Source organism: Mycobacterium sp. NTMscope_MAC_269, from assembly GCF_976985695.1.
Genome location: NZ_OZ335668.1, coordinates 2157745 through 2177661, shown reverse-complemented (window position 1 = coordinate 2177661; position 19917 = coordinate 2157745). Strand labels below are relative to the sequence as shown.

General features: G+C 68.8%; 18 protein-coding genes and 1 other RNA gene. 9 read left to right on the top strand and 10 right to left on the bottom strand.

Going from position 1 to position 19917, the window contains the following annotated elements:
- Positions 1-264 precede the first annotated feature (264 nt).
- The 3 genes from ACZ50Z_RS10220 to ACZ50Z_RS10210 form a co-directional block, all read right to left on the bottom strand.
- Positions 265-669 carry a VOC family protein gene (locus ACZ50Z_RS10220; RefSeq protein WP_464483443.1) on the bottom strand — a complete coding sequence of 135 codons (405 nt, stop codon included), beginning with the start codon at positions 667-669 and terminating at the stop codon, positions 265-267.
- Entirely contained in the window at positions 623-1465 is an 843-nt protein-coding gene (locus ACZ50Z_RS10215) for an AraC family transcriptional regulator (RefSeq protein WP_464486165.1), read from the bottom strand. Before ACZ50Z_RS10215 ends, ACZ50Z_RS10220 begins: the two co-directional genes overlap by 47 nt.
- Before the next feature lie 85 nt (positions 1466-1550).
- Complete coding sequence (locus tag ACZ50Z_RS10210; protein WP_464483442.1) at positions 1551-2126, bottom strand: helix-turn-helix domain-containing protein; 576 nt, start codon at positions 2124-2126, stop codon at positions 1551-1553.
- 46 nt (positions 2127-2172) lie between these two features.
- Here ACZ50Z_RS10210 and ACZ50Z_RS10205 point away from each other — a divergent pair, with 46 nt between their 5' ends.
- The gene (locus tag ACZ50Z_RS10205) at positions 2173-2802 is read left to right on the top strand and encodes a class I SAM-dependent methyltransferase (RefSeq protein ID WP_464483441.1); all 630 of its coding nucleotides are present in this window, start codon (positions 2173-2175) and stop codon (positions 2800-2802) included.
- A gap of 3 nt (positions 2803-2805) precedes the next feature.
- Here ACZ50Z_RS10205 and ACZ50Z_RS10200 read toward each other — a convergent pair whose 3' ends face one another.
- Positions 2806-3516: a 2OG-Fe(II) oxygenase gene (locus ACZ50Z_RS10200; RefSeq protein WP_464483440.1), complete on the bottom strand. Its 711-nt coding sequence runs from the start codon at positions 3514-3516 to the stop codon at positions 2806-2808.
- An 88-nt stretch (positions 3517-3604) separates the two neighbouring features.
- On the opposite strand from ACZ50Z_RS10200, the gene rnpB reads away from it, so the two are divergent.
- An RNA gene (gene rnpB / locus ACZ50Z_RS10195) (RNase P RNA component class A) lies at positions 3605-4006 on the top strand.
- 85 nt (positions 4007-4091) lie between these two features.
- Here rnpB and ACZ50Z_RS10190 read toward each other — a convergent pair.
- From ACZ50Z_RS10190 to ACZ50Z_RS10180, 3 genes are all read right to left on the bottom strand, one after another.
- Positions 4092-5657 carry a CYTH and CHAD domain-containing protein gene (locus tag ACZ50Z_RS10190; RefSeq protein WP_464483439.1) on the bottom strand — a complete coding sequence of 522 codons (1566 nt, stop codon included), beginning with the start codon at positions 5655-5657 and terminating at the stop codon, positions 4092-4094.
- A gap of 91 nt (positions 5658-5748) precedes the next feature.
- Positions 5749-5994, bottom strand: a complete 246-nt coding sequence (locus ACZ50Z_RS10185) for a hypothetical protein (protein ID WP_083019925.1) — start codon at positions 5992-5994, stop codon at positions 5749-5751.
- A gap of 94 nt (positions 5995-6088) precedes the next feature.
- A complete protein-coding gene (locus ACZ50Z_RS10180) occupies positions 6089-7297 on the bottom strand; it encodes an FAD-dependent oxidoreductase (RefSeq protein WP_464483438.1) in 1209 nt (402 codons plus the stop codon).
- A 103-nt stretch (positions 7298-7400) separates the two neighbouring features.
- Here ACZ50Z_RS10180 and ACZ50Z_RS10175 point away from each other — a divergent pair, with 103 nt between their 5' ends.
- The gene (locus tag ACZ50Z_RS10175) at positions 7401-7781 is read left to right on the top strand and encodes a heme-binding protein (RefSeq protein WP_464483437.1); all 381 of its coding nucleotides are present in this window, start codon (positions 7401-7403) and stop codon (positions 7779-7781) included.
- Positions 7782-7792: 11 nt separating this feature from the next.
- Here ACZ50Z_RS10175 and ACZ50Z_RS10170 read toward each other — a convergent pair whose 3' ends face one another.
- Both ACZ50Z_RS10170 and panB read right to left on the bottom strand, forming a co-directional pair.
- On the bottom strand, positions 7793-8974 hold the full coding sequence (locus tag ACZ50Z_RS10170; protein WP_464483436.1) for a glycoside hydrolase 5 family protein: 1182 nt from the start codon (positions 8972-8974) through the stop codon (positions 7793-7795).
- 211 nt (positions 8975-9185) lie between these two features.
- Positions 9186-10031: a 3-methyl-2-oxobutanoate hydroxymethyltransferase gene (gene panB / locus ACZ50Z_RS10165; protein ID WP_464483435.1), complete on the bottom strand. Its 846-nt coding sequence runs from the start codon at positions 10029-10031 to the stop codon at positions 9186-9188.
- Positions 10032-10218: 187 nt separating this feature from the next.
- Between panB and ACZ50Z_RS10160 the strand changes: the two genes are divergently transcribed.
- From ACZ50Z_RS10160 to ACZ50Z_RS10135, 6 genes are all read left to right on the top strand, one after another.
- Positions 10219-11775 (top strand): alpha/beta hydrolase, encoded by a 1557-nt coding sequence (locus ACZ50Z_RS10160; protein ID WP_464483434.1) that lies wholly within the window; start codon positions 10219-10221, stop codon positions 11773-11775.
- 138 nt (positions 11776-11913) lie between these two features.
- Entirely contained in the window at positions 11914-13473 is a 1560-nt protein-coding gene (locus ACZ50Z_RS10155) for an alpha/beta hydrolase (protein WP_464483433.1), read from the top strand.
- A gap of 73 nt (positions 13474-13546) precedes the next feature.
- The gene (glnA, locus tag ACZ50Z_RS10150; RefSeq protein WP_464483432.1) at positions 13547-14890 is read left to right on the top strand and encodes a type I glutamate--ammonia ligase; all 1344 of its coding nucleotides are present in this window, start codon (positions 13547-13549) and stop codon (positions 14888-14890) included.
- A 50-nt stretch (positions 14891-14940) separates the two neighbouring features.
- Positions 14941-17925, top strand: coding sequence for a bifunctional [glutamine synthetase] adenylyltransferase/[glutamine synthetase]-adenylyl-L-tyrosine phosphorylase (locus ACZ50Z_RS10145; RefSeq protein ID WP_464483431.1), 2985 nt, complete (start codon positions 14941-14943; stop codon positions 17923-17925).
- Positions 17922-18566, top strand: coding sequence for a PaaI family thioesterase (locus ACZ50Z_RS10140; RefSeq protein WP_464483430.1), 645 nt, complete (start codon positions 17922-17924; stop codon positions 18564-18566). The genes ACZ50Z_RS10145 and ACZ50Z_RS10140 overlap by 4 nt, the downstream gene beginning before the upstream one ends.
- On the top strand, positions 18563-19423 hold the full coding sequence (locus ACZ50Z_RS10135) for a TIGR03619 family F420-dependent LLM class oxidoreductase (RefSeq protein WP_464483429.1): 861 nt from the start codon (positions 18563-18565) through the stop codon (positions 19421-19423). The genes ACZ50Z_RS10140 and ACZ50Z_RS10135 overlap by 4 nt, the downstream gene beginning before the upstream one ends.
- Here ACZ50Z_RS10135 and ACZ50Z_RS10130 read toward each other — a convergent pair.
- A complete protein-coding gene (locus tag ACZ50Z_RS10130; RefSeq protein WP_464483428.1) occupies positions 19420-19695 on the bottom strand; it encodes a hypothetical protein in 276 nt (91 codons plus the stop codon). The two genes, ACZ50Z_RS10135 and ACZ50Z_RS10130, sit on opposite strands and share 4 nt — an antisense overlap.
- Positions 19696-19917 lie beyond the last annotated feature (222 nt).

Below are 19917 nucleotides of genomic sequence, written 5' to 3'. Positions count from 1 at the left end.
TGTTTTAGTGCGATTAGTGCGCGGCGGCGGTCGGCGGCTCCGCCGCACGGTAGCTTCGCTGCGTGCGGTCAATTCAGGCAGCAGCGCCGGGCCATTTCGTCGGGGCCCACGGTGACGGCGTTCGCAGTCGTTGTGCGCTCTCGAAATTCATGCAGTCCCCGGCGCATTTCCATGCGGTCGCATCTCGACCTGGCGTCGTTGAGCATCGCCGAGTTCTATTCCGACGGAGCCCCTTCGGTGCGGTTGGTGAACCAGACGGCGTATCTAGCCGGCTGACGGCGACGCGCCGCCGTAGTCGCCGAAGGACCATAGGTTGCCTTCGGGATCGCGCACGGTGAATTCCCGTGCGCCGTAGTCGGTTTCGGCCAGCGGACGCACGACCTCGGCCTTACGGTGTAGCACGCGCTCGTAGAGCGCGTCGGGGTCGGCGGTGACGATATAGCCGCCGGCGGTGCCGGGTTCGCGGCACCATTGCGCGCCGGGCTTGTAGGTGCCGAGCATGATGCCTCCGCATCCCTGCGGCCAATTCAGTTGCGCGTGATCGACGGTCTCGCCCTGTCCGTAGCGCGCCGCGAGGACGAAGCCGAATGTGTCGATGTAGTAGTCGATCAGCTTGGGTGCGTCATGGGCCTGCAATGTCAACCAGACGGTCGGATTCGAAGCGGTCATGGTCCCACTGTGCGCCGAACGAATGGCCGCCGTCTTGAATGTTTCGGAACTCCTCGGCCAGCCATTGCCGCGGCGGCACACCGGCGAACCGGACGAATTCACGGGTCATGTGCGCCTGGTCGCTGTATCCGGCGGCGGCCGCGACTCGTGCGAGATCGACGCGTCCGTACCGGCGCGCCGAACCGGCGATGCGCGCCGTCGCGCACTCGAACCTCATCAGCATCGCCACCGTCTTCGGCGAATGGCCGACCTCGCGGCGGAACAGCGTCGTCAGGTGCCGCGCCGTCACCCCCACCGAGTCCGCCAGGGCAGCAACCGGCATCAGGCCCCGGCTGCGCTCCAGCAGATGCCAGGCATAGGCAACCTCGGGGCGCACGGCCGCGCGCTCGCGGCGATCTTGCGCGTCGACGAGATAGCCGGCCACCAGCGCGAAAACGTCCGTCCACCCGGGCGCCTCGGTCACCCGATGATGCAGTTCGACGACGCCGCGATCCAGGACGGCGGTCGCGTCATATCCGGCGACGGGAAGCTCGGCGCTGGGCACGCCGAACAGCGCACGTGCTGCGAGTGGATGCACCGCCAGCTGCACCCCCGCCTGGCCGCGGCGCTGCCGCACATGACTCGCCTGCACGTGCAGGCCGCTCAGCAGCAGCGGGTTTGGGCGGGCGGCCTCGAGTGCGCTTGCGGTGTCACCGGCTTCCACCCCGTCGTCGAGGCTGACGATGAACGTCAACGTCGAGGACGGCATGCCGCGGTGCACGCCCCCGGGTGCCTGCAAGGTCCGGTAGCCGACCATCGACGTCACGCCCGGCGCGCTGCGCGGCGCGGCCACGGCGTATTCCGAGCCCCGGTCCACCACCACCACGCTAGCGCCGCGCCTGTCAGTCGTGCAGGTGAAGCCGCTCGCCGTGCGGGCCGAAGATCACGATGGCCTCCACCGGCCCGTCCACCACGCCGAACCAGTGCGGCGTCCACGTCGAGAACTCGACGGCCTGGCCCGGGTCGATCGTGAAGTCGCGGTCGCCCAGGATGAGCCGCATCCGGCCGGAAAGCACGTACATCCAGTCCTGCCCCTCATGCACGGGCAGGTCCGCGGGCGGGTTGCGGCGCCGGGCGCTGACGCGCACCTTGAATGCGTGCAGGCCGCCGGCGGGGCCCTGGCGGGTCAACGGCCAGTAGGTGACGCCGTGGTGGGTGTGCGCGGTGCCGCGTACCCGCGGGTCCGGCGCGTGCGAGGCCTGCAGCAACTCGTCGGTGCTCACCGACAGGGCCCGGGCCAGCCGCGGCAGATGATCCAGCGCCAGGCGGCGTTTGCCCGACTCGAGGCGGCTGAGCGTCGAGACGTCGATGCCGGCCCGCTCGCCGACCTCCTGCAGCGTCATGCCGCGCTGGACCCGCAGCTCGCGGAGTCTCCGCCGCACCACGAGGTCGATATCGGGGGTGGTTTTTGCCTGCATGGCAATTCAGCTTGGCAAAACGATCCACGATGGGCAAGCTCGCGGTGTGGACAGTTCTTGCAAACCCGACGATGCCCAGCAGTTCTGGGAAGAGCGCTACCGTTCCGCCGAACGGGTGTGGAGCGGACGGGTCAACGCCCGGCTTGCCGAGGTGGCCGCCGACCTGTCGCCGGGCCGGGCCCTGGACCTGGGCTGCGGAGAAGGAGCCGACGCGCTGTGGCTCGCGGAGCGCGGGTGGCAGGTGGTCGCCGTCGACGTCTCCGACACCGCACTGCGGCGCGCCGCTGAGGCCGCGTCGGCGCGAAACCTGGCCGATCACATTGACTTTCAGCGACACAACCTCGACGAGACTTTCCCGCAAGGGATGTTCGACCTGATCTCTGCCCAGTATTTTCATTCGCCGGCCCGCCTGGACCGGGAAAACGTGTTGCGGCAGGCCGCCGAACGGGTGAACCCCGGTGGTGTGCTGCTGATCGTGGACCACGGGGCGGCGCCCCCGTCGGCGCAGCACCACGACCACTCCTTCCTCGGCATCGAGGAGGTGATTGCCGCGTTGCGGCTGAACGCAGGCGCCTGGACTCGGCTGCGGGCCGATTCCGTCGAGCGCGAGATGACTGTCAACGGGGAAACGGCCAGGGTGCCCGACAACGTGATTGCGTTGCGGCGCGACGGATAACCCTTACGCCGCGTCGTGAAAGATCAGTCCCATGGCGTAGCGCTGCCCGGTGCGAACCACGGACACACCGTGGCGTACCGGCGCCGCGGACCAGCCGCGGGCCGAGGGCACCGGCCGCTCCCGCGTGGTGAAGACGTAACCGTGCCCCTGCGGCAATTGCGTTGCCATGCCCCGGGATTGGGCCCGCAATCGCTGCTCGACCAGGAGGAATTCCCCACCGGTGTAATCGGTGGCCGGATCGCTGAGGTTGATCACCACCTGCAGGGGGAACACCAGGTCCCCGTAAAGGTCACGATGCAGCGCATTCCAGTCGCCCGCACCGTATTTCAGCATCAGGGCGGTGGATCGGGTCTGGCCGGCGGCGTGGCAGGCTGCCAGCCAATCGTCGAGGCGGTCCGGCCAGGGTGTGTCCCGGCCGAGCCTGGCCCACCAGTCGCGGGCTATCGGCAGCAGCCGGGGATACAGCGCCTGTTTGAGTTCCTCGATCGGTTGGGGGTAGGGCGCGTGGAAATAGCGGTACTGCCCGGACCCATAGCGTTTGGGCGCCATGTCGATCGTGGAGCGGAACAGGGCGTCGTCGGCATAGAGCTTGCGCAGCCGCGCCGCTTCGCCGGAGGTGACCAGTCGCGGCAGCAGCGCTCCGCCGTACTCGTCGACCGCGGCGGCGATCGCCTCCCAATCGCCCGAATCGACACGCCTTTTCCACCGGGACATCCGCGTCCTTCCGATTCGTGATCCGAGTCCACGGTAAACCGGTTGCTGGCACTGGTCCCGCGCAGCGGGTACCGTTTATCGTCGCGGACGAGTTGGCCGGGCGGCCGCGGGCCGTCGCAAGGCGGTTCGAGGAAAGTCCGGACTTCACAGAGCAGGGTGATTGCTAACGGCAATCCGAGGCGACTCGCGGGAAAGTGCCACAGAAAACAGACCGCCACCCTCGCGGTGGTAAGGGTGAAACGGTGCGGTAAGAGCGCACCAGCATCCCGGGTGACCGGGATGGCTAGGCAAACCCCACCCGAAGCAAGGCCAAGAAGGCCGCACCTCTGGTGCGGCCGCGCAGGCGTTTGAGGGCTGCTCGCCCGAGCCTGCGGGTAGGCCGCTCGAGGCACCCGGTGACGGTGTGTCCAGATGGATGGTCGCCGCCGCACCGCCGTTGCTCACGCGCGGCGGTGGGGAACAGAATCCGGCTTACAGGCCAACTCGCCCGCCCCGGCGTCCGCGAAACTGCAACTAGCGACCCGTTCGCCGAGTGGAGGCGTCGGTAGTTGCAGTCTCGCGACCCTGGCTGGCGGTTAGTAGCCCGCCTTGCGCACCGCCTTGGCGAGTTTGCGTAGCGTGCCGTCGAGTTCGCGGCGGCACCGCTGCGCCAGGTCGGCCTCCCGCTGATACAGCAGCCCGTAGGTGAAGGTGTCCTCGCCGGCGGTGTGTGCGACTTCGGCCTCCTGGCGCAGGTGTTCGCGGCTGACCACGCTGTCTTGATGATCGCCGAGCAGCGACTGCACGGCCTTGGCCTGCTCGGACACCTTCGCCTCCCCGGTCGCGGCTGCGGTGTACCGAAGTCGCTTGGCGCGCTTGCGGATTCGGTGTATCGCCTCGTCGCGGTGGTGCGGGTCGTCGGGCTGCTCCCGATCGACCTGGGCGGCGGCCTTGGCGGCCTTGCGGACCTTTTTGTACGCGGCGTCGATGGTGACCGGGGCCTGCTCCTCGGCCGAGGCGGCCCCCGGGGTTTGGGCCGCAATCGCGTCCAGGGAGTCGAGCAACCGGAAGTAGCGCTGCGAGCGCATCGCGATCAACGACCGGCGCAGCCCGGTCTGGTAGCGACGTTGGGCGCCCCCGACCAGGCGTTCGCGCACCGGGCCGCGCACCAATTCCGGTGCGAGCCCGTCCAAGTCATGCTCGTATCGCTCGGCGAGCACCTCGGCGTCGCGCGCCATGCCCAGAATCCCGGCGAGCTCACGCAGCTCATCCAGGACCCAACCTTCGTCGGGCAACCCGAACGAATCCTGGTAATCACGCAGCAGGCTGCGCAGTTTGCGGGTGGTCACCCGCATCTGGTGGATGGAGTCATAGGCGTCGGCGCGCACGGCGCGATCCCACACCAGCAGCTCGCGGACCTGCTCGGCGATGGCGCGCTGCAACGGATCCTCCGATGGCTGCGCGCGGTTGGCCGGCGGCGTGGTGCCCAGCACCCGCGCCAGCTTGGAGCCATGTCCTGCCGGCGCGGCGCCGGCGTCCAGCAGCCGGTTGCTCAACCGGTCCAGCAGCTCGGTGCCGGCGGCCCCGTTGGATCCGCCGCTGGATTCGAGGAGTTCCAATTCCCATTCGCGCCACTCCAGCTCGGTGGGCGGCGCGGGGGTTTCATCGGAAGTCTCCTCGGCGCCGCGCGTCGACCATGCGGTGACGTGGTCGTTGCTGAACTCGGCCAGCGCGACGCCGGCGGCGTCGTACAACACCTGGCTCTCGCGCTCGGTGGTGATGCGCGCGACCGGTTGCAGTGGACGATCGCGGACGATCGCCAGCACGACATCCGCCAGCTCGGTGGGCACGGTGTTGTTCCCGCCGGGGCCGGATGCGTCCAGCGGCGCGCGGACCTCGGTGCGCGCGTCGGGCCCGGCCGGCAGCTTCAGGTGCCAGCCCGCGTCGGAGCCGCCGGTGCGGCGGCGCAGGGTGATCTTGTTGCGCGCCAGGTCATGTGCGGACGTGTCGAAGTACGTCGCATCCAGGGTTTGCGTCGGCGACTTCTCGACGTGGGCGACCGCGGCGATCCCGTCGAACGACGGTGACACGGTGGACTCGACGACGTCGAACTTGCGCTCTACCTCCAGATGACGCGAGGTCTGCGGCGTTTTTGCAGGCATCTTCGGCTCCGTTGACGGCGCGTCGCCGCGGCCTTGAACGTGGTGGACGGTGGGGACGAGACCCATAGCCTGCCATACGGAGGTGACGACGTTATGGCGGCGGAGGAGGGGCCGTCGTCTCGTCCTCCGGCAGCGGCGCATAGACCGCTGGCGGCGGGGCGTAGCGGGCGATGTTGTCGGCGATGTTGGTACAGCCGCTCACCGAGATGCGCCGGCCCGCACCCACGCACACGGTCGCCTCCACCCGATCGGCGGACGGCACCGCGGTAAGGATCGCGGGGACGGCAACCACACCCGAGAACACCAGCAATGCGGCAAGCCCGCGGCGGCGATTCATCTGCAAGCTCCTTCCTCGCGCTCCCTGCATTGTGCCGTCACCGCGCGGCGGGCGGGCTGAGAATCTGAATATCGCCGGGGCGGGCCGCAAAACGTCAGGCCGTGTGCACGTCCGGGGTGCGGACGTGTTCGGGCCGCAGGCCGCGTCCGAAGGCGATCGGCGGGATGGATTGCAGCGGGCCGCGACCCACGATCGCGGGTATCGGGATGGGGGAAAGGTCGCCGTTCAAGTTGGGTGCGATGGCCCGATCCTGGGCGACCACCTGAATGGCCTGGATGACCCGGGCGGGTAGCTCGCGGCGGCGCTGCACCTTGGCGAGGTCGGCGTCGCGCAGCCGGCCCTCGCGCAGCGGGGCGCTCAGGATGTTGGCCGCCGCCACCGCGTCGGCGACGGCGAGGTTGATCCCGACGCCACCGATCGGTGACATGGCATGGGCCGCATCGCCGATGCAGAGCAGGCCGGTGCGCCACCACGTCTTGAGTCGGTCCACCCGCACGTCGAGCTGACTGGTCTCGTCCCAGGAGCGAAGGTCGTTGACGTGTTCGCGTAGCTGAGGCCGCGCCGTCACGATGCGCTCTTTGAATGCCTCGAGCGATCCGTCGCGGGGGTTCGATCCCTTCGGCATCAGATGCGCGATCTGCCAGTAGTCGCCCCGGTAGATCAGGGCCATGATGAAGCCTTTGCGGGCCACGCCGTACAGCTCCTGCGGATCGCCGGGACGCCAGTTCAGCCGGAACCACAGCACGTCCATCGGCGAGTGCGCCCGGGCGACCTCCAGCCCGGCCGCGGCCCGCACCGCGGACTTGCGCCCGTCCGCGCCGACGACCAGGTCGGCACGCACCTCCAATTCGGGCGTGCGCGCACCGATCACCCGATCGCCGTCGAAGATCAGGTCTTTGACTTCGGCGTTGCGGATCAGCGTGAATTCCGGGTAGGCGGAGGCTTTTTCGGCGAGGAAGTCGAGGAAATCCCACTGCGGCATCAACGCGATGTACGGCTGTTTGAAACCCAGTCGTTTGAGCACACCGAAGTTGCCGAAGGTGCGAATCGTCCCGTCGGTGTCGAACGCGACACGATCGACCTTGGTGTGCGGCAGACGCAGGAGCTCATCGACCAGGCCGAGCTCGTCCATGATTCGCAGGGTGCTCGGATGCACCGTGTCGCCGCGGAAGTCGCGCAGGAAGTCATTGTGCTTCTCCAAGACGACAACCCGGACGCCCGCACGGGCGAGCAACAACGCGTGAACAAGGCCGGCGGGACCCCCACCGGCAACGCAAACCTGGGTCTGAAGGACTTCCGCCACGGCCCGACCCTACTTCTTTGCCGCCTGATTCGCGCGTGCGCGCCGCCGAAACCCCTTATGGTTTGCGGTACCAATACCGGATGGTCGACGAAGGAGCGTGTGCATGGGGTCATTTGTTCGCCCGGCGGCCCGAGCCGTAACCGGTGGGCTGGCGGCCTGCGCGGCCACTGTGGCAATGCTTTTCGCGACGGCCGGTTCGGCCGCCGCGGACCCGCCGATGGACGATCCGGCCCCGGCGCCCGCATCGCTGCCCAACTGCACGGCGGCCGATCTGGCCCAGGTGTCGGCGGGCGTCGCCGCGTCCACGTCGGCCTACCTGTTCACGCACCCCGACGTCAACGACTACTTCACCAGCTTGAAGGGCCAACCGCGCAGCGACATGCGTGATCAGTTGAAGCAGTACATGGACGCCAACCCGCAGACCCACGCCGACCTCGAGGGCATCCGCCAGCCGCTGACCGACTTCCAGAATCGGTGCCGCTAGACGCCTCCCGGTCAGCCGGCCGGCGGCGGCCGCAGATGCATCGCCAGGTCGCTCAACTCGAGAATCGTCTGAATCTCGGTGTCGCGGAACGGCCGTCCGTCGGGACCCAGCAGGTCGTGAAACCATTCTTGCGGCATCGCCGGATCCGGGTTCGGGTGGTCCCAGGAGTCCCACGGAAAGTACGTCTGGGTTTTGCCGGCGACCAGCCCCCAGTTGAACGCGCCGACGCCGGCACGCTTCGCGATCGGCAGGATGTTTTGCACCGTGCTGCCCAGCGGCCGGGCCATGTACTCGGTGCACAGGATCGGGCGCCCGAGCGGGACCAGCTCGGCGATGCGCCGCTCGAACTCCGCCGGCTCGCCGTAGGAGTGGAAGGTGATGACGTCGGAGTTGTCGAGCTGGATGCCGGCAATGACGCTGCGGCGTGCCGGGTCGGCCCACTCGCCGTGCCAGACGCCGCTCGTCAGCGGCTGGCGGGGATCGACCAAACGCGCCCACTCGAAGACCTGCGGGAGCAGGTTGGCGACCAGGTCGAGCTTGTCTTTGCGCTCGACCGAAGCGTAGGTGTCCGCGGGGTTGTCCGGCTCGTTCCACAGGTCCCAGCCCAAAATGCGGTCGTCATTGCGGAATTGGGTCAGGACGCCGGTGACGTAGCCGCGCAGGGTGCGGACGTAGCCGCGGTCGTCGAGCCGCTCGGCGCCCGGGCTCTGCACCCAACCCGAATTGTGGACGCCGGGCCGGGGCGCGCGCTGCGGACCGGGCCGGGGGAACGGATCCCAACACGAATCGAACAGGACGAACAGGGGTTTGATCCCGTGGCGGGCGGCGATGTCGACGAACCGCGCGAGCCGGCCCTGAAATCCCCGATGGTCCTGCGCCCAGAGCAGATCGTGCAGGAAGACCCGCGCCGCGTTGAACCCGTTGGACTGGGCCCAGCCCAATTCGGTGTCGATGCGCCGCGGGTCGAAGGTGTCGGCCTGGAACATCTCCAGTTGGTTGATGGCACTGGACGTGATGTAGTTCGCGCCCACCGGCCAGCCCTGCGCCTGATACCAGCGGTTGGCCCGTTCGGGTGACCAGCGGCTCGCTTGTGGGGTGGTGCGCGGGGGCTGCGCGGACGCGTGGGGTGCGCGGGCCAAAACGATGCCTCCTGCCGCCAGTAGCGGCAACTTCAACACCGTTCGGCGGTGCACGAAGTCACCTCGGTTCCCAGGGTCGATGTGGTCCACCCTTGCTGTTCGAGTCCGGATCGTCTCTCTACAAGCAATCGTACATCCCTGGCACACAACGCATTTCGGCGCTTTCGATGTGACCGGGATAACGTCGTCGACCAGGCGGGACCCTCAGATCATTGCGCTGCGGGCACGCCGCAGCGCGCCCGCTACTACCAGGTTACGCCGCGGATCAGAAGCAGTGTTCGTCGGCCGGGAAAACCCCGCCGGCCACCTCGTGCGCATATTGCGTTGCGGCCCGGCGCAATTCCCCGCCGATGTCGGCGAAGCGCTTGACGAAGCGGGCGGCCTTGCCGCTGCTCATGCCCGCCATGTCCTGCCACACCAGTACCTGCCCGTCGCAGTTCGGTCCGGCCCCGATCCCGATGGTCGGGATGGTCAGCTTGCCGGTGATCTGGGTAGCCAACTCGGCCGGCACCATCTCCATCACCACGGAGAACGCCCCGGCCTCGGCGACCGCGATCGCGTCCGCGACGGTCTGTTCGGCCGCGTCGCCGCGGCCCTGGACCCGGAAGCCGCCCAGGCTGTTCACGCTCTGCGGGGTGAACCCGATGTGCGCCATGACGGGGATGCCCGCGGCGCTCAGGCAGGCGATCTGCTCGGCGACGCGTTCGCCGCCCTCGAGCTTCACCGCGTGCGCGCCGCCCTCCTTCAGGAACCGCGTGGCGGCGGCCAGGGCGGCGGCGGGGCCGGCCTCGTAGCTGCCGAACGGCAGGTCCGCGACGACCATGGCGTGCTGGGCGCCGCGCACCACGCCGCGAACCAACGGGATCAGTTCGTCGATCGACACCGGCACGGTGGTGTCGTAGCCGTAGACGACGTTGGCCGCCGAGTCGCCGACCAGCAGCACCGGGATGCCGGCCTCGTCGAAAATGCGGGCGGTCGAATAGTCGTAGGCCGTGAGCATGGCCCACTTGTGGCCTTCGGCCTTCATCTTCTGCAGATGGTGGGTGCGGATCTTGGTGAGCGGCTGCGCGGGCGCAGACGAGTCGGCACCGTAAACGTTGTGCTCAGACATCATTGTCCTAGTGGTGGTCGGGTCGATCCTCGTGGCCCTGAACGGGTCCCCGGGTTCGTCTGACGGTGTCATTCTGCCATCTCTTGGGCGCGGTTGCACCGGCGCGGCAGTGTGACACAGGCCATGCTCCGCGTGCGGAGGTGGCGCTGATCAGGGTCTCAGGTTTCCTCTGGCAGCATATGTTGGCATGGGTTTGTCTCGCCGCGGCACGAGCGCGCGCACGTTGCTGGTCTGGACGTCGATCGCTGCGGTGGCGCTGCTGTTGTCGGGCTGCGCGCGGGTGGTGGTGGGACGCGCCGTTATGTCCGAACCCAAGCTGGGCCAGGCCGTGGAGTGGACGCCGTGCCGGGCCGCGAACCCGAAGATCAAACTTCCGGCCGGCGCGCTGTGCGGCAAGCTCGCGGTGCCGGTCGACTACGACGACCTCGACGGCGACGACGCCACGCTCGCGATGATTCGTTTCCCCGCCACCGGGGACAAGATCGGTTCGCTGGTGATCAACCCCGGCGGGCCGGGGGAGTCCGGCATCGAAGCGGCGCTGGGCGTCGTCCAGTCGCTGCCGAAGCGGGTGCGCGAACGGTTCGATCTGGTCGGCTTCGATCCCCGCGGGGTGGGCGCGTCGCGCCCCGCGGTCTGGTGCAACTCCGACGCCGACAACGATCGGCTGCGCACCGAGCCGAACGTCGACTACAGCCCGGCCGGTGTGGCCCACATCGAGGACGAGACCAAGCAGTTCGTCGGCCGCTGCGTCGACAAGATGGGCAAGGGCTTTCTGGCCAACATCGGGACGGTCAACGTCGCCAGGGACCTCGATGCCATCCGCGCGGCGCTGGGCGATGACAAGCTGACCTACCTCGGCTACTCCTATGGCACCCGGATCGGCTCGGCCTATGCCGAGGCCTACCCGAACAAGGTGCGGGCGATGATCCTCGACGGCGCCGTCGACCCCAACGCCGATCCCATCGAAGCCGACCTGCGGCAGGCCAAGGGATTCCAGGACGCGTTCAACAACTACGCCGCCGACTGCGCGAAGCAACCGACCTGCCCGCTGGGCACCGACCCGGCCAAGGCCGTCGACGTCTACCACAGCCTGGTCGACCCGATGGTCGACCCCAACAACACGATGATCGGCCGGCCGGTCCCGACCAACGACCCACGCGGACTGAGCTACAGCGACGCCATCGTCGGGACCATCATGGCGCTGTACTCACCGAACCTGTGGCATCACCTCACCGACGGCCTGTCCGAACTCGTCGACCACCACGGCGACACCCTGCTCGCCCTGGCCGACATGTACATGCGCCGCGACGTGCACGGCCACTACACCAACGCCACGGACGCGCGGGTGGCGGTCAACTGCGTGGACCAGCCGCCGATTACCGACCGCGCCAAGGTGATTGACGAGGACCGCCGCTCGCGGGAGATCGCGCCGTTCATGAGTTACGGGCAGTTCACCGGCAACGCGCCGCTGGGCACCTGCGCGTTCTGGCCGGTGCCGCCGACGAGCAAGCCGCACACCATTTCCGCGCCGGGCCTGGCGCCGACGGTGGTGGTGTCGACCACCCACGACCCGGCGACCCCCTACAAGGCCGGCGTGGATCTGGCCAGCCAGCTGCGCAGTTCGCTGCTGACCTACGACGGAACCCAGCACACGGTCGTCTTCCAGGGCGACAGCTGCATCGACAACTACGTGACGGCCTATCTGGTCGGCGGCACCACGCCGCCCAGCGGCGCCAAGTGCTGAGGCCGCCGCTCGCGCCGAACGTGCACTCCCGGCGAGATTTTCGCCGATTCGTCGCCGTGGGTGCACGCTCGGTGAGCAGGGCAGCCGAGACCAAGGCGTAATCGTTTCGCGCTGCCACGGGTACCCGCGGCTGCAACGATGACAGCCATGTCGCGCCTGAGATCCTTGAGCTCGGCGCTGCTTTCATTCGGTCTTGTGCTCGGCGGTTCCGCCACGCTGCCGCAAGCCGCCGCCACGCCCGAACCCGGTGCCGGGCAGACCCCCGCCCCGAACCCGCCCGCGGCCGCGGTTCCGCAGGGCTGGGGAGACTGCGGCCAATTCGTCTCGGACACAAGCGATATCCCCGCCGCGCGGTGCACCACGGTGTCCGTCCCGATCGACTACAACAACCCCGGCGGCGCCCAGGCCAAACTGGCGGTCATCCGTGTGCCCGCGACCGGACAGCGGATGGGGTCGTTGCTGGTCAATCCCGGCGGTCCCGGCGGCTCGGCGGTCGACATGGTGGCGGCGATGGCGCCGGACCTGGAGAACTCGCCCGTGCGGCGCAACTTCGACCTGGTCGGCTTCGACCCGCGCGGGGTGGGCCACTCCACGCCGTCGCTGCGCTGCCGCACCGACGCCGAGTTCGACGCGTATCGGCGAGAGCCGATGGTCGACTACAGCCCGGCCGGCGTCGCGCACATCGAACAGCTCTACCGGCAGCTGGCCCAGCAATGCGTCAACCGGATGGGCACCGCGTTTTTGGCCAACGCGGGCACCGTGTCCGTCGCGCGCGACATGGACGTCGTGCGCCAGGCGCTGGGCGACGAACAGATCAACTACCTGGGCTACAGCTACGGCACCGAGCTGGGCACCGCCTACCTGGAGAAGTTCAGCAACCATGTGCGGGCGATGGTGCTCGACGGCGCCATCGATCCGACCGTCGCCCCCATCGACGAGAACGTCAACCAAATGGCCGGATTCCAAACCGCTTTCAACGACTACGCCACCGACTGCGCCCGCTCGCCGGGCTGCCCGCTGGGCACCGACCCGTCCCAATCCGTCGCCCGCTACCACGCGCTGGTCGACCCGCTGGCCACCAAGCCGGGCCGCACCGCGGACCCCCGCGGCCTGAGCTACGCCGACGCGACCACCGGCACGATCAACGCGCTCTACACGCCGACGCACTGGAAATACCTGACCAGCGGCCTGCTCGGACTGGCGCGGGGCACCGACGCCGGCGACCTGCTGCTGCTCGCCGACGACTATCAGGGACGAGACCGCACCGGGCGCTACTCCAACGACCAGGATGCGTTCAACGCGATCCGCTGCGTCGACGCCCCGAATCCGACGGACCAAGCCAGCTGGGTGGCCGCGGATCAGCGGATCCGCCAGGCCGCGCCGTTCCTGAGCTACGGGCCGTTCACCGGAAACGCTCCCCGGGATCTGTGCGCGCTCTGGCCCGTCCCGCCGACGTCGGCGCCGCACGCCGCCCCGGCCATGGCGCCGGGCAAGGTCGTCGTCGTCTCCACGACGCACGACCCGGCGACCCCGTATCAGGCCGGCGTGAACCTGGCCCGCCAGCTGGGCGGCCCGCTGATCACCTACGACGGCACGCAGCACACGGCGGTGTTCAACGGCGACCAATGCGTGGACAACGCCGTGGTGCGCTACCTCGTTGCCGGCACGCCGCCGCCGGCGTCCTTGCAATGCCGCTAGCAGACGACCATCGCAACGGTTCTGAGCGGGCATCGGTAACACAGAATTAACAGCCGTTGCATACTGTCGAGCTATGGATCGTCAGAAGGAATTCGTGCTGCGCACGCTCGAGGAACGAGACATCCGCTTCGTTCGGCTGTGGTTCACCGATGTGCTCGGTTTCCTCAAGTCGGTCGCCATCGCCCCGGCCGAACTCGAAGGCGCCTTCGAGGAGGGCATCGGCTTCGACGGATCCTCGATCGAGGGCTTCTCGCGGGTTTCGGAATCCGACACCGTGGCCAACCCCGACCCGTCCACCTTCCAGGTGCTGCCGTGGGCCTCGCCCAGCGGCCACCACCACTCCGCGCGGATGTTCTGCGACATCACCATGCCGGACGGCTCGCCGTCCTGGGCGGACCCGCGCCACGTGCTGCGCCGCCAGCTGCAGAAGGCCAACGACCTGGGCTTCTCCTGCTACGTGCACCCCGAGATCGAATTCTTTTTGTTGAAACCCGGTCCCGATGACGGATCCGTGCCGCCCGTTCCCGTCGACAACGCCGGCTACTTCGACCAGGCGGTCCACGACTCCGCCTCGAACTTCCGCCGCCACGCGATCGAGGCGCTGGAGTTCATGGGCATCTCGGTGGAATTCAGCCACCACGAGGGCGCGCCCGGCCAGCAGGAGATCGACCTGCGCTTCGCCGACGCCCTGTCGATGGCCGACAACGTGATGACGTTCCGCTACGTCATCAAGGAAGTGGCGATCGAGAACGGCGCGCGCGCGTCGTTCATGCCCAAGCCGTTCGGCCAACACCCGGGCTCGGCGATGCACACCCACATGAGCCTGTTCGAGGGTGACGTCAACGCGTTCCACAGCCCCGACGACCCGCTGCAACTCTCCGATGTGGGCAAGTCCTTCATCGCCGGGATTCTCGAGCACGCTTCGGAGATCAGCGCCGTCACCAACCAATGGGTCAACTCCTACAAGCGACTGGTGGGTGGCGGCGAAGCGCCAACCGCCGCGTCGTGGGGCGCGGCCAACCGCTCCGCGCTGGTGCGGGTGCCCATGTACACCCCGCACAAGACGTCGTCGCGCCGCGTCGAGGTCCGCAGCCCCGACTCGGCCTGCAACCCGTACCTGACGTTCGCGGTCCTGCTCGCGGCCGGGCTGCGCGGGGTGGAGAAGGGCTACGTGCTGGGGCCGCAGGCCGAGGACAACGTGTGGGACCTGACCCCCGCCGAACGCCAGGCGATGGGATACCGCGAGCTGCCCACGAGCCTGGACAGCGCGCTTCGTGCCATGGAGTCCTCCGAGCTGGTCGCGGAAACCTTGGGGGAGCACGTCTTTGACTTCTTCCTGCGCAACAAGCGCACCGAGTGGGCGAACTACCGCAGCCACGTCACCCCGTACGAACTGAGCACTTACCTGTCCCTGTAGCCCGTATCCGGCGCCGCTCAGGCTGAAGATCGACGGGTTGCGCTACCGTCGTGGTCGTGACCAAACCCGCGACGCAGCGCCCCCGGCTGCCCAGCGTCGGCCGGCTCGGGTTGGTCGATCCGCAAGCGGCCGAACGCATAGCGCAGCTCGGCTGGCACGACCACGACGACCAGGCCCACGTCGACCTGCTGTGGTCGCTGTCGCGCGCCGCCGACCCCGACGCCGCCCTGCTCGCCCTCGTTCGCCTGGCCGAAAACCCCGACGCCGGCTGGGACGAGCTCAACGCCGCCCTGCTCGCCGAACGCCCCCTGCGCGGGCGCCTGTTCGGTGTGCTCGGCGCGTCGCTGGCCCTCGGGGATCACCTCATCGCCCAGCCGCAGTCCTGGAAACGCTTGCGCGGCAACGTCACACTGCCCACCCACGACCAGCTGCGCACACAGTTCACCGGGTGCGTCGAGGAGGCGCTGGCCGACCCCGGTTCGGCCATGGTGCGCCTTCGCACCCTGTACCGCGATCAGCTGCTGGTGCTGGCCGGGCTGGACCTGGCCGCCACGGTCGAGGACGAACCGGTGGTGCCGTTCACCGTGGTCGCCGCCCACCTGTCGGACCTGGCCGACGCCGCGCTGGCCGCCGCGCTGCGGGTGGCCGAGAGCACCGTGTGCGGCGACAAGACGCCGCCGCGCCTGGCCGTCATCGCGATGGGCAAATGCGGTGCCCGCGAACTGAACTACGTCAGCGACGTCGACGTCATCTTCGTCGCCGAGCACGCCGACACCCTCACCACCCGGGTGGCCGGCGAGATGATGCGGCTGGCCTCCGAGGCCTTCTTTCAGGTCGACGCCGGGCTGCGACCGGAAGGCCGCAGCGGGGAGCTGGTCCGCACCGTCGAGTCGCACATCGCCTACTACCAGCGGTGGGCGAAAACCTGGGAGTTCCAGGCGCTGCTGAAGGCGCGCGCGGCGGTGGGCGACGCGGAGCTCGGAGAGCGCTACCTGGCCGCGCTGATGCCGATGGTGTGGGTCGCCTGCGAACGTGAGGACTTCGTCGTCGAGGTGCAGGCGATGCGGCGACGTGTCGAGCAGCTGGTGCCCGCCGAGGTCCGCGGCCGCGAGATCAAGCTCGGCAGCGGCGGATTGCGCGACGTCGAATTCGCCGTGCAGCTCCTGCAGTTAGTGCACGGGCGCAGCGACGAGTCGCTGCACGTGGCGTCGACGGTGGACGCGCTGGCCGCGCTGGGCCAGGGCGGCTACATCGGGCGCGAGGACGCGGCGAACCTGACCGCCTCCTACGAGTTTCTCCGGCTGCTCGAGCACCGGCTGCAGCTGCAGCGGCTCAAACGCACCCATCTGCTGCCCGAACCCGACGACGAAGAGGCGGTGCGTTGGCTGGCGCGCGCCGCCCACATCCGGCCCGACGGCCGCCACGACGCGGCAGGCGTGCTGCGCGAGGAGCTGAAGCACCAAAACCTGCGGGTGTCACAGCTGCACGCCAAGCTCTTCTACCAACCGCTGCTGGAATCGATCGGCCCGGCGGGCCTCGAGATCGCGCACGGCATGACGTCGGAGGCGGCCGAGCGCCAGCTCGCCGCCCTGGGCTACGAGGGCCCGCAGTCCGCGCTCAAGCACATGTCGGCGCTGGTCAACCTCAGCGGCCGCCGCGGCCGGGTGCAGTCGGTGCTGCTGCCGCGGCTGTTGAACTGGATGTCCTACACCCCCGACCCCGACGGCGGGCTGCTGGCCTACCGGCGACTGTCCGAGGCGCTGTCGGGGGAGAGCTGGTATCTGGCCACGCTGCGCGACAAGCCCGCCGTCGCCCGCCGGCTCATGCACGTGCTGGGCACCTCGGCCTACGTGCCGGACCTGCTGATGCGCGCGCCCCGGGTCATCCAGGACTATGGCGACGGGCCCAGCGGCCCGCGGCTGCTCGAGGCCGACCCCGCCGCGGTGGCCCGCGCGCTGGTGGCCTCGGCCGCCCGCTATTCCGACCCGGTGCGGGCGATCGCCGGGGCGCGCACCCTGCGGCGCCGCGAGCTGGCGCGCGTGGCGTCGGCGGACCTGCTCGGCATGCTCGAGGTCGTCGACGTGTGCAAGGCGTTGACGTCGGTGTGGGTGGCGGTGCTGCAGGCCGCGATGGACGCGATGATCCGGACCAACATGCCCGAGAGCGGCAAGCCGCCGGCGGCCATCGCCGTCATCGGCATGGGCCGGCTGGGTGGCGCCGAACTGGGCTATGGCTCCGACGCCGACGTGATGTTCGTGTGCGAGCCGGCCTCCGGCGTCGAGGATTCCGCGGCCGTGCGCTGGGCGACGACGGTCGCCGAGCAGGTCCGGACGCTGCTGGGAACCCCCAGCGTCGACCCCCCGCTGGAGGTTGACGCCAACCTGCGGCCCGAGGGCCGCAACGGCCCGCTGGTGCGCACCCTGGCCTCCTACGCCGCCTACTACGAGCAGTGGGCGCAGCCGTGGGAGATCCAGGCGCTGCTGCGCGCGCACGCGGTCGCCGGCGACGAGGAGCTGGGGCAGCGGTTTCTGTTGATGGCCGACAAGACGCGCTACCCACCGAACGGGGTGTCGTCGGATGCGATGCGCGAGATCCGCCGCATCAAGGCGCGGGTGGATTCCGAGCGGCTGCCGCGCGGCGCCGATCCCAACACGCACACCAAGCTGGGCCGCGGCGGACTGGCCGACATCGAATGGACCGTGCAGCTGCTGCAGCTGCGGTACGCCCACGAGATCCCCGCGTTGCACACCACGTCGACGCTGGAGTGCCTGGATGCGATCGCCGAAGCCGACCTGGTTCCCGCCGACGAGGTGGAGTTGTTGCGGCAGGCGTGGCTGACCGCCACTCGGGCCCGCAACGCGCTGGTGCTGGTGCGGGGTAAGCCCACCGACCAACTGCCGGGCCCCGGGCGCCAGCTGAACGCGGTCGCCGTGGCCGCGGGCTGGCCGACCGACGAGGGCGGCGAGTTCTTGGACAACTATTTACGGGTGACACGACGCGCAAAGGCGGTCGTGCGCAAGGTGTTTGGAAGTTGAGTCAGGAGGCCGGCGCGTTGGACGCCATATTCGAGGTGCTCAGCGCGACGGAAGCCGATCGCGTGACCGCGCTGTATGCGCCGCTGGCCGATGCGGTCCGCGAGCTCGTCGACGCGACCATCCGGACCGAGGCCGACGACGACGTCGTCGCCGAGGCGCGGTCGGCGATCGAGGCCGTCACTGCGTCGTTGCGCCAACGCACCCGCCCGATGGGGGTGAGCTACCGCGTCGACGGCCGCCCGCTGCCGTTGGGCAACGCCGCGATCGGCGTGTGCAACCCCATCGCCCCGCCCATCGTCGTGCACCACGAGGGCGAGGGGCGGTGCTGGAGCGAATTCGTCCTCGGCTCGGCCTACGAGGGTCCGCCCAAGTTGGTGCATGGCGGCGTCAGCGCCCTGGTGCTCGACCACATGCTCGGCGAGGCGGCCAGCGAGGGCTTGTCCAAGGCGCGGTTCACCGGGACCATCACCGTGAAGTACCTGCGCGGCACCCCGCTGGGCCCGCTTCGTTGTGAGGCGTGGGTCGACGGCAAACAGGGCCGCAAAGTCTTTGCGCGCGGCACCATTTCGGATTCCGGGGGCGTCACGGTCGAGGCCGAGGGCGTCTTCATCGAGCCGGCCTGGGCTTCGGAGGAGCAGTGAAGTTCTACATCAGCAGTGCCTTCCTGAACACCCGCGAGATCATCGAGCTCGCCAAGGCGGCCGACGAACTCGGCTACGACGGGATCGGTATCCCCGACCACGTCGTCAACCTCGAGACGCTGGACACGCCGTACCCGTACACCAAGGACGGCGAGCGACGCTGGCAGCCCTTCACCGACTGGCCCGACCCGTGGGTGCTCGTCGGCGCGCTCGCCCAGGTCACCACGCGGTTGCGGTTCGTCAACACCGTCTATATTCCCGCGATGCGCAACCCGTATTCCGCGGCGAAAGCCATTGGTACCGCGGCGGTTTTGGCGTCGGGCCGGGTGGAGCTGGGCATCGGGGTGGGCTGGTGCCGCGAGGAATTCGCGCTGATGGGTGAGCGATTCGAGGCCCGCGGCAAGCGCACCGACGAAATGATCGAGCTGATGCGGGCGCTGTGGTCGCCGGGCTGGACGGAGTTCGAGGGTGAGTTCTATTCCGCGCCGCGCCTCGAGATGCAGCCCACCCCGCCGCCGATCCCGGTGTATGTCGGTGGGCTGTCCGAGATCGCGCTGCGCCGCGCCGCCCGTAACGATGGCTGGATCGGTGATCTGATCAACACCGAGCGGGCGCTCGAGGCCATCGGCCGGCTGCGGGAGATGCGGGCCGAAAACGGTTTGTCCATGGATGATTTCACGGTTCTCACCCCGTTGACCGACGCGTTCACCACGGCCGACTACCAGCGCGCGGAGGCGGGCGGCATCACCGGGATCATCACGATGCCGTGGATGTTCTACGCCGGGCCCGACGCCAGCCTGGACGACAAGATCGACGGCATGCAGCGCTTCCGTAAGGATCTCGCGCTCGACGGCTAACCCATCGTCAAGATCGCCGATGCGGCCAGCGCCATGATGATCGTCAAGGCCGCAAAAATCACCGCGATCGCCGCTCGCACGATTTCGTCTTCGCTGGCTGGCCAGCGAAGAGCGCGGGTGTTCACGGCAGCCCCGTTGCTTATGCCAGATCCGCGCGGCGACCCGAGCCTGACTTGTGCGATCGCAGCGGTTGCGATCGTCCAATCAGCCACCGCGAGGCCCGCGGTCGGCCACAATGGCTCAGTTGCAGGCGAAGACTCAAGGCTTGTCATGTATTCAACGATACGAAGTGAGTGTAGCGAGATCAGCCACTGTTGCGACAAGGCTGGCTAACGGTACGAGCACGGAATGATATCCAGCGCAAGACTCTTGGTGCGGGATCGGCCAACGAATTACTCCGAGGCCGGCGGGTTTCCTCGTATCCGGCCGACGCCACCATAGCTATGCCAAGCAGAACCAGCAGCGGCACGAAGCTGGTAGCGCACCGGCGTGGG

Coding starts and splice junctions, on each gene's coding strand:
- ACZ50Z_RS10210 (WP_464483442.1), bottom strand. CDS start 2,126: ATGCAGGCAAAAACCACCCCCGATATCGACCTCGTGGTGCGGCGGAGA.
- ACZ50Z_RS10200 (WP_464483440.1), bottom strand. CDS start 3,516: ATGTCCCGGTGGAAAAGGCGTGTCGATTCGGGCGATTGGGAGGCGATC.
- ACZ50Z_RS10220 (WP_464483443.1), bottom strand. CDS start 669: ATGACCGCTTCGAATCCGACCGTCTGGTTGACATTGCAGGCCCATGAC.
- ACZ50Z_RS10160 (WP_464483434.1), top strand. CDS start 10,219: ATGGGTTTGTCTCGCCGCGGCACGAGCGCGCGCACGTTGCTGGTCTGG.
- ACZ50Z_RS10130 (WP_464483428.1), bottom strand. CDS start 19,695: ATGACAAGCCTTGAGTCTTCGCCTGCAACTGAGCCATTGTGGCCGACC.
- ACZ50Z_RS10175 (WP_464483437.1), top strand. CDS start 7,401: ATGGGGTCATTTGTTCGCCCGGCGGCCCGAGCCGTAACCGGTGGGCTG.
- panB (WP_464483435.1), bottom strand. CDS start 10,031: ATGTCTGAGCACAACGTTTACGGTGCCGACTCGTCTGCGCCCGCGCAG.
- ACZ50Z_RS10190 (WP_464483439.1), bottom strand. CDS start 5,657: ATGCCTGCAAAAACGCCGCAGACCTCGCGTCATCTGGAGGTAGAGCGC.
- ACZ50Z_RS10215 (WP_464486165.1), bottom strand. CDS start 1,465: ATGGTCGGCTACCGGACCTTGCAGGCACCCGGGGGCGTGCACCGCGGC.
- ACZ50Z_RS10185 (WP_083019925.1), bottom strand. CDS start 5,994: ATGAATCGCCGCCGCGGGCTTGCCGCATTGCTGGTGTTCTCGGGTGTG.
- glnA (WP_464483432.1), top strand. CDS start 13,547: ATGGATCGTCAGAAGGAATTCGTGCTGCGCACGCTCGAGGAACGAGAC.
- ACZ50Z_RS10155 (WP_464483433.1), top strand. CDS start 11,914: ATGACAGCCATGTCGCGCCTGAGATCCTTGAGCTCGGCGCTGCTTTCA.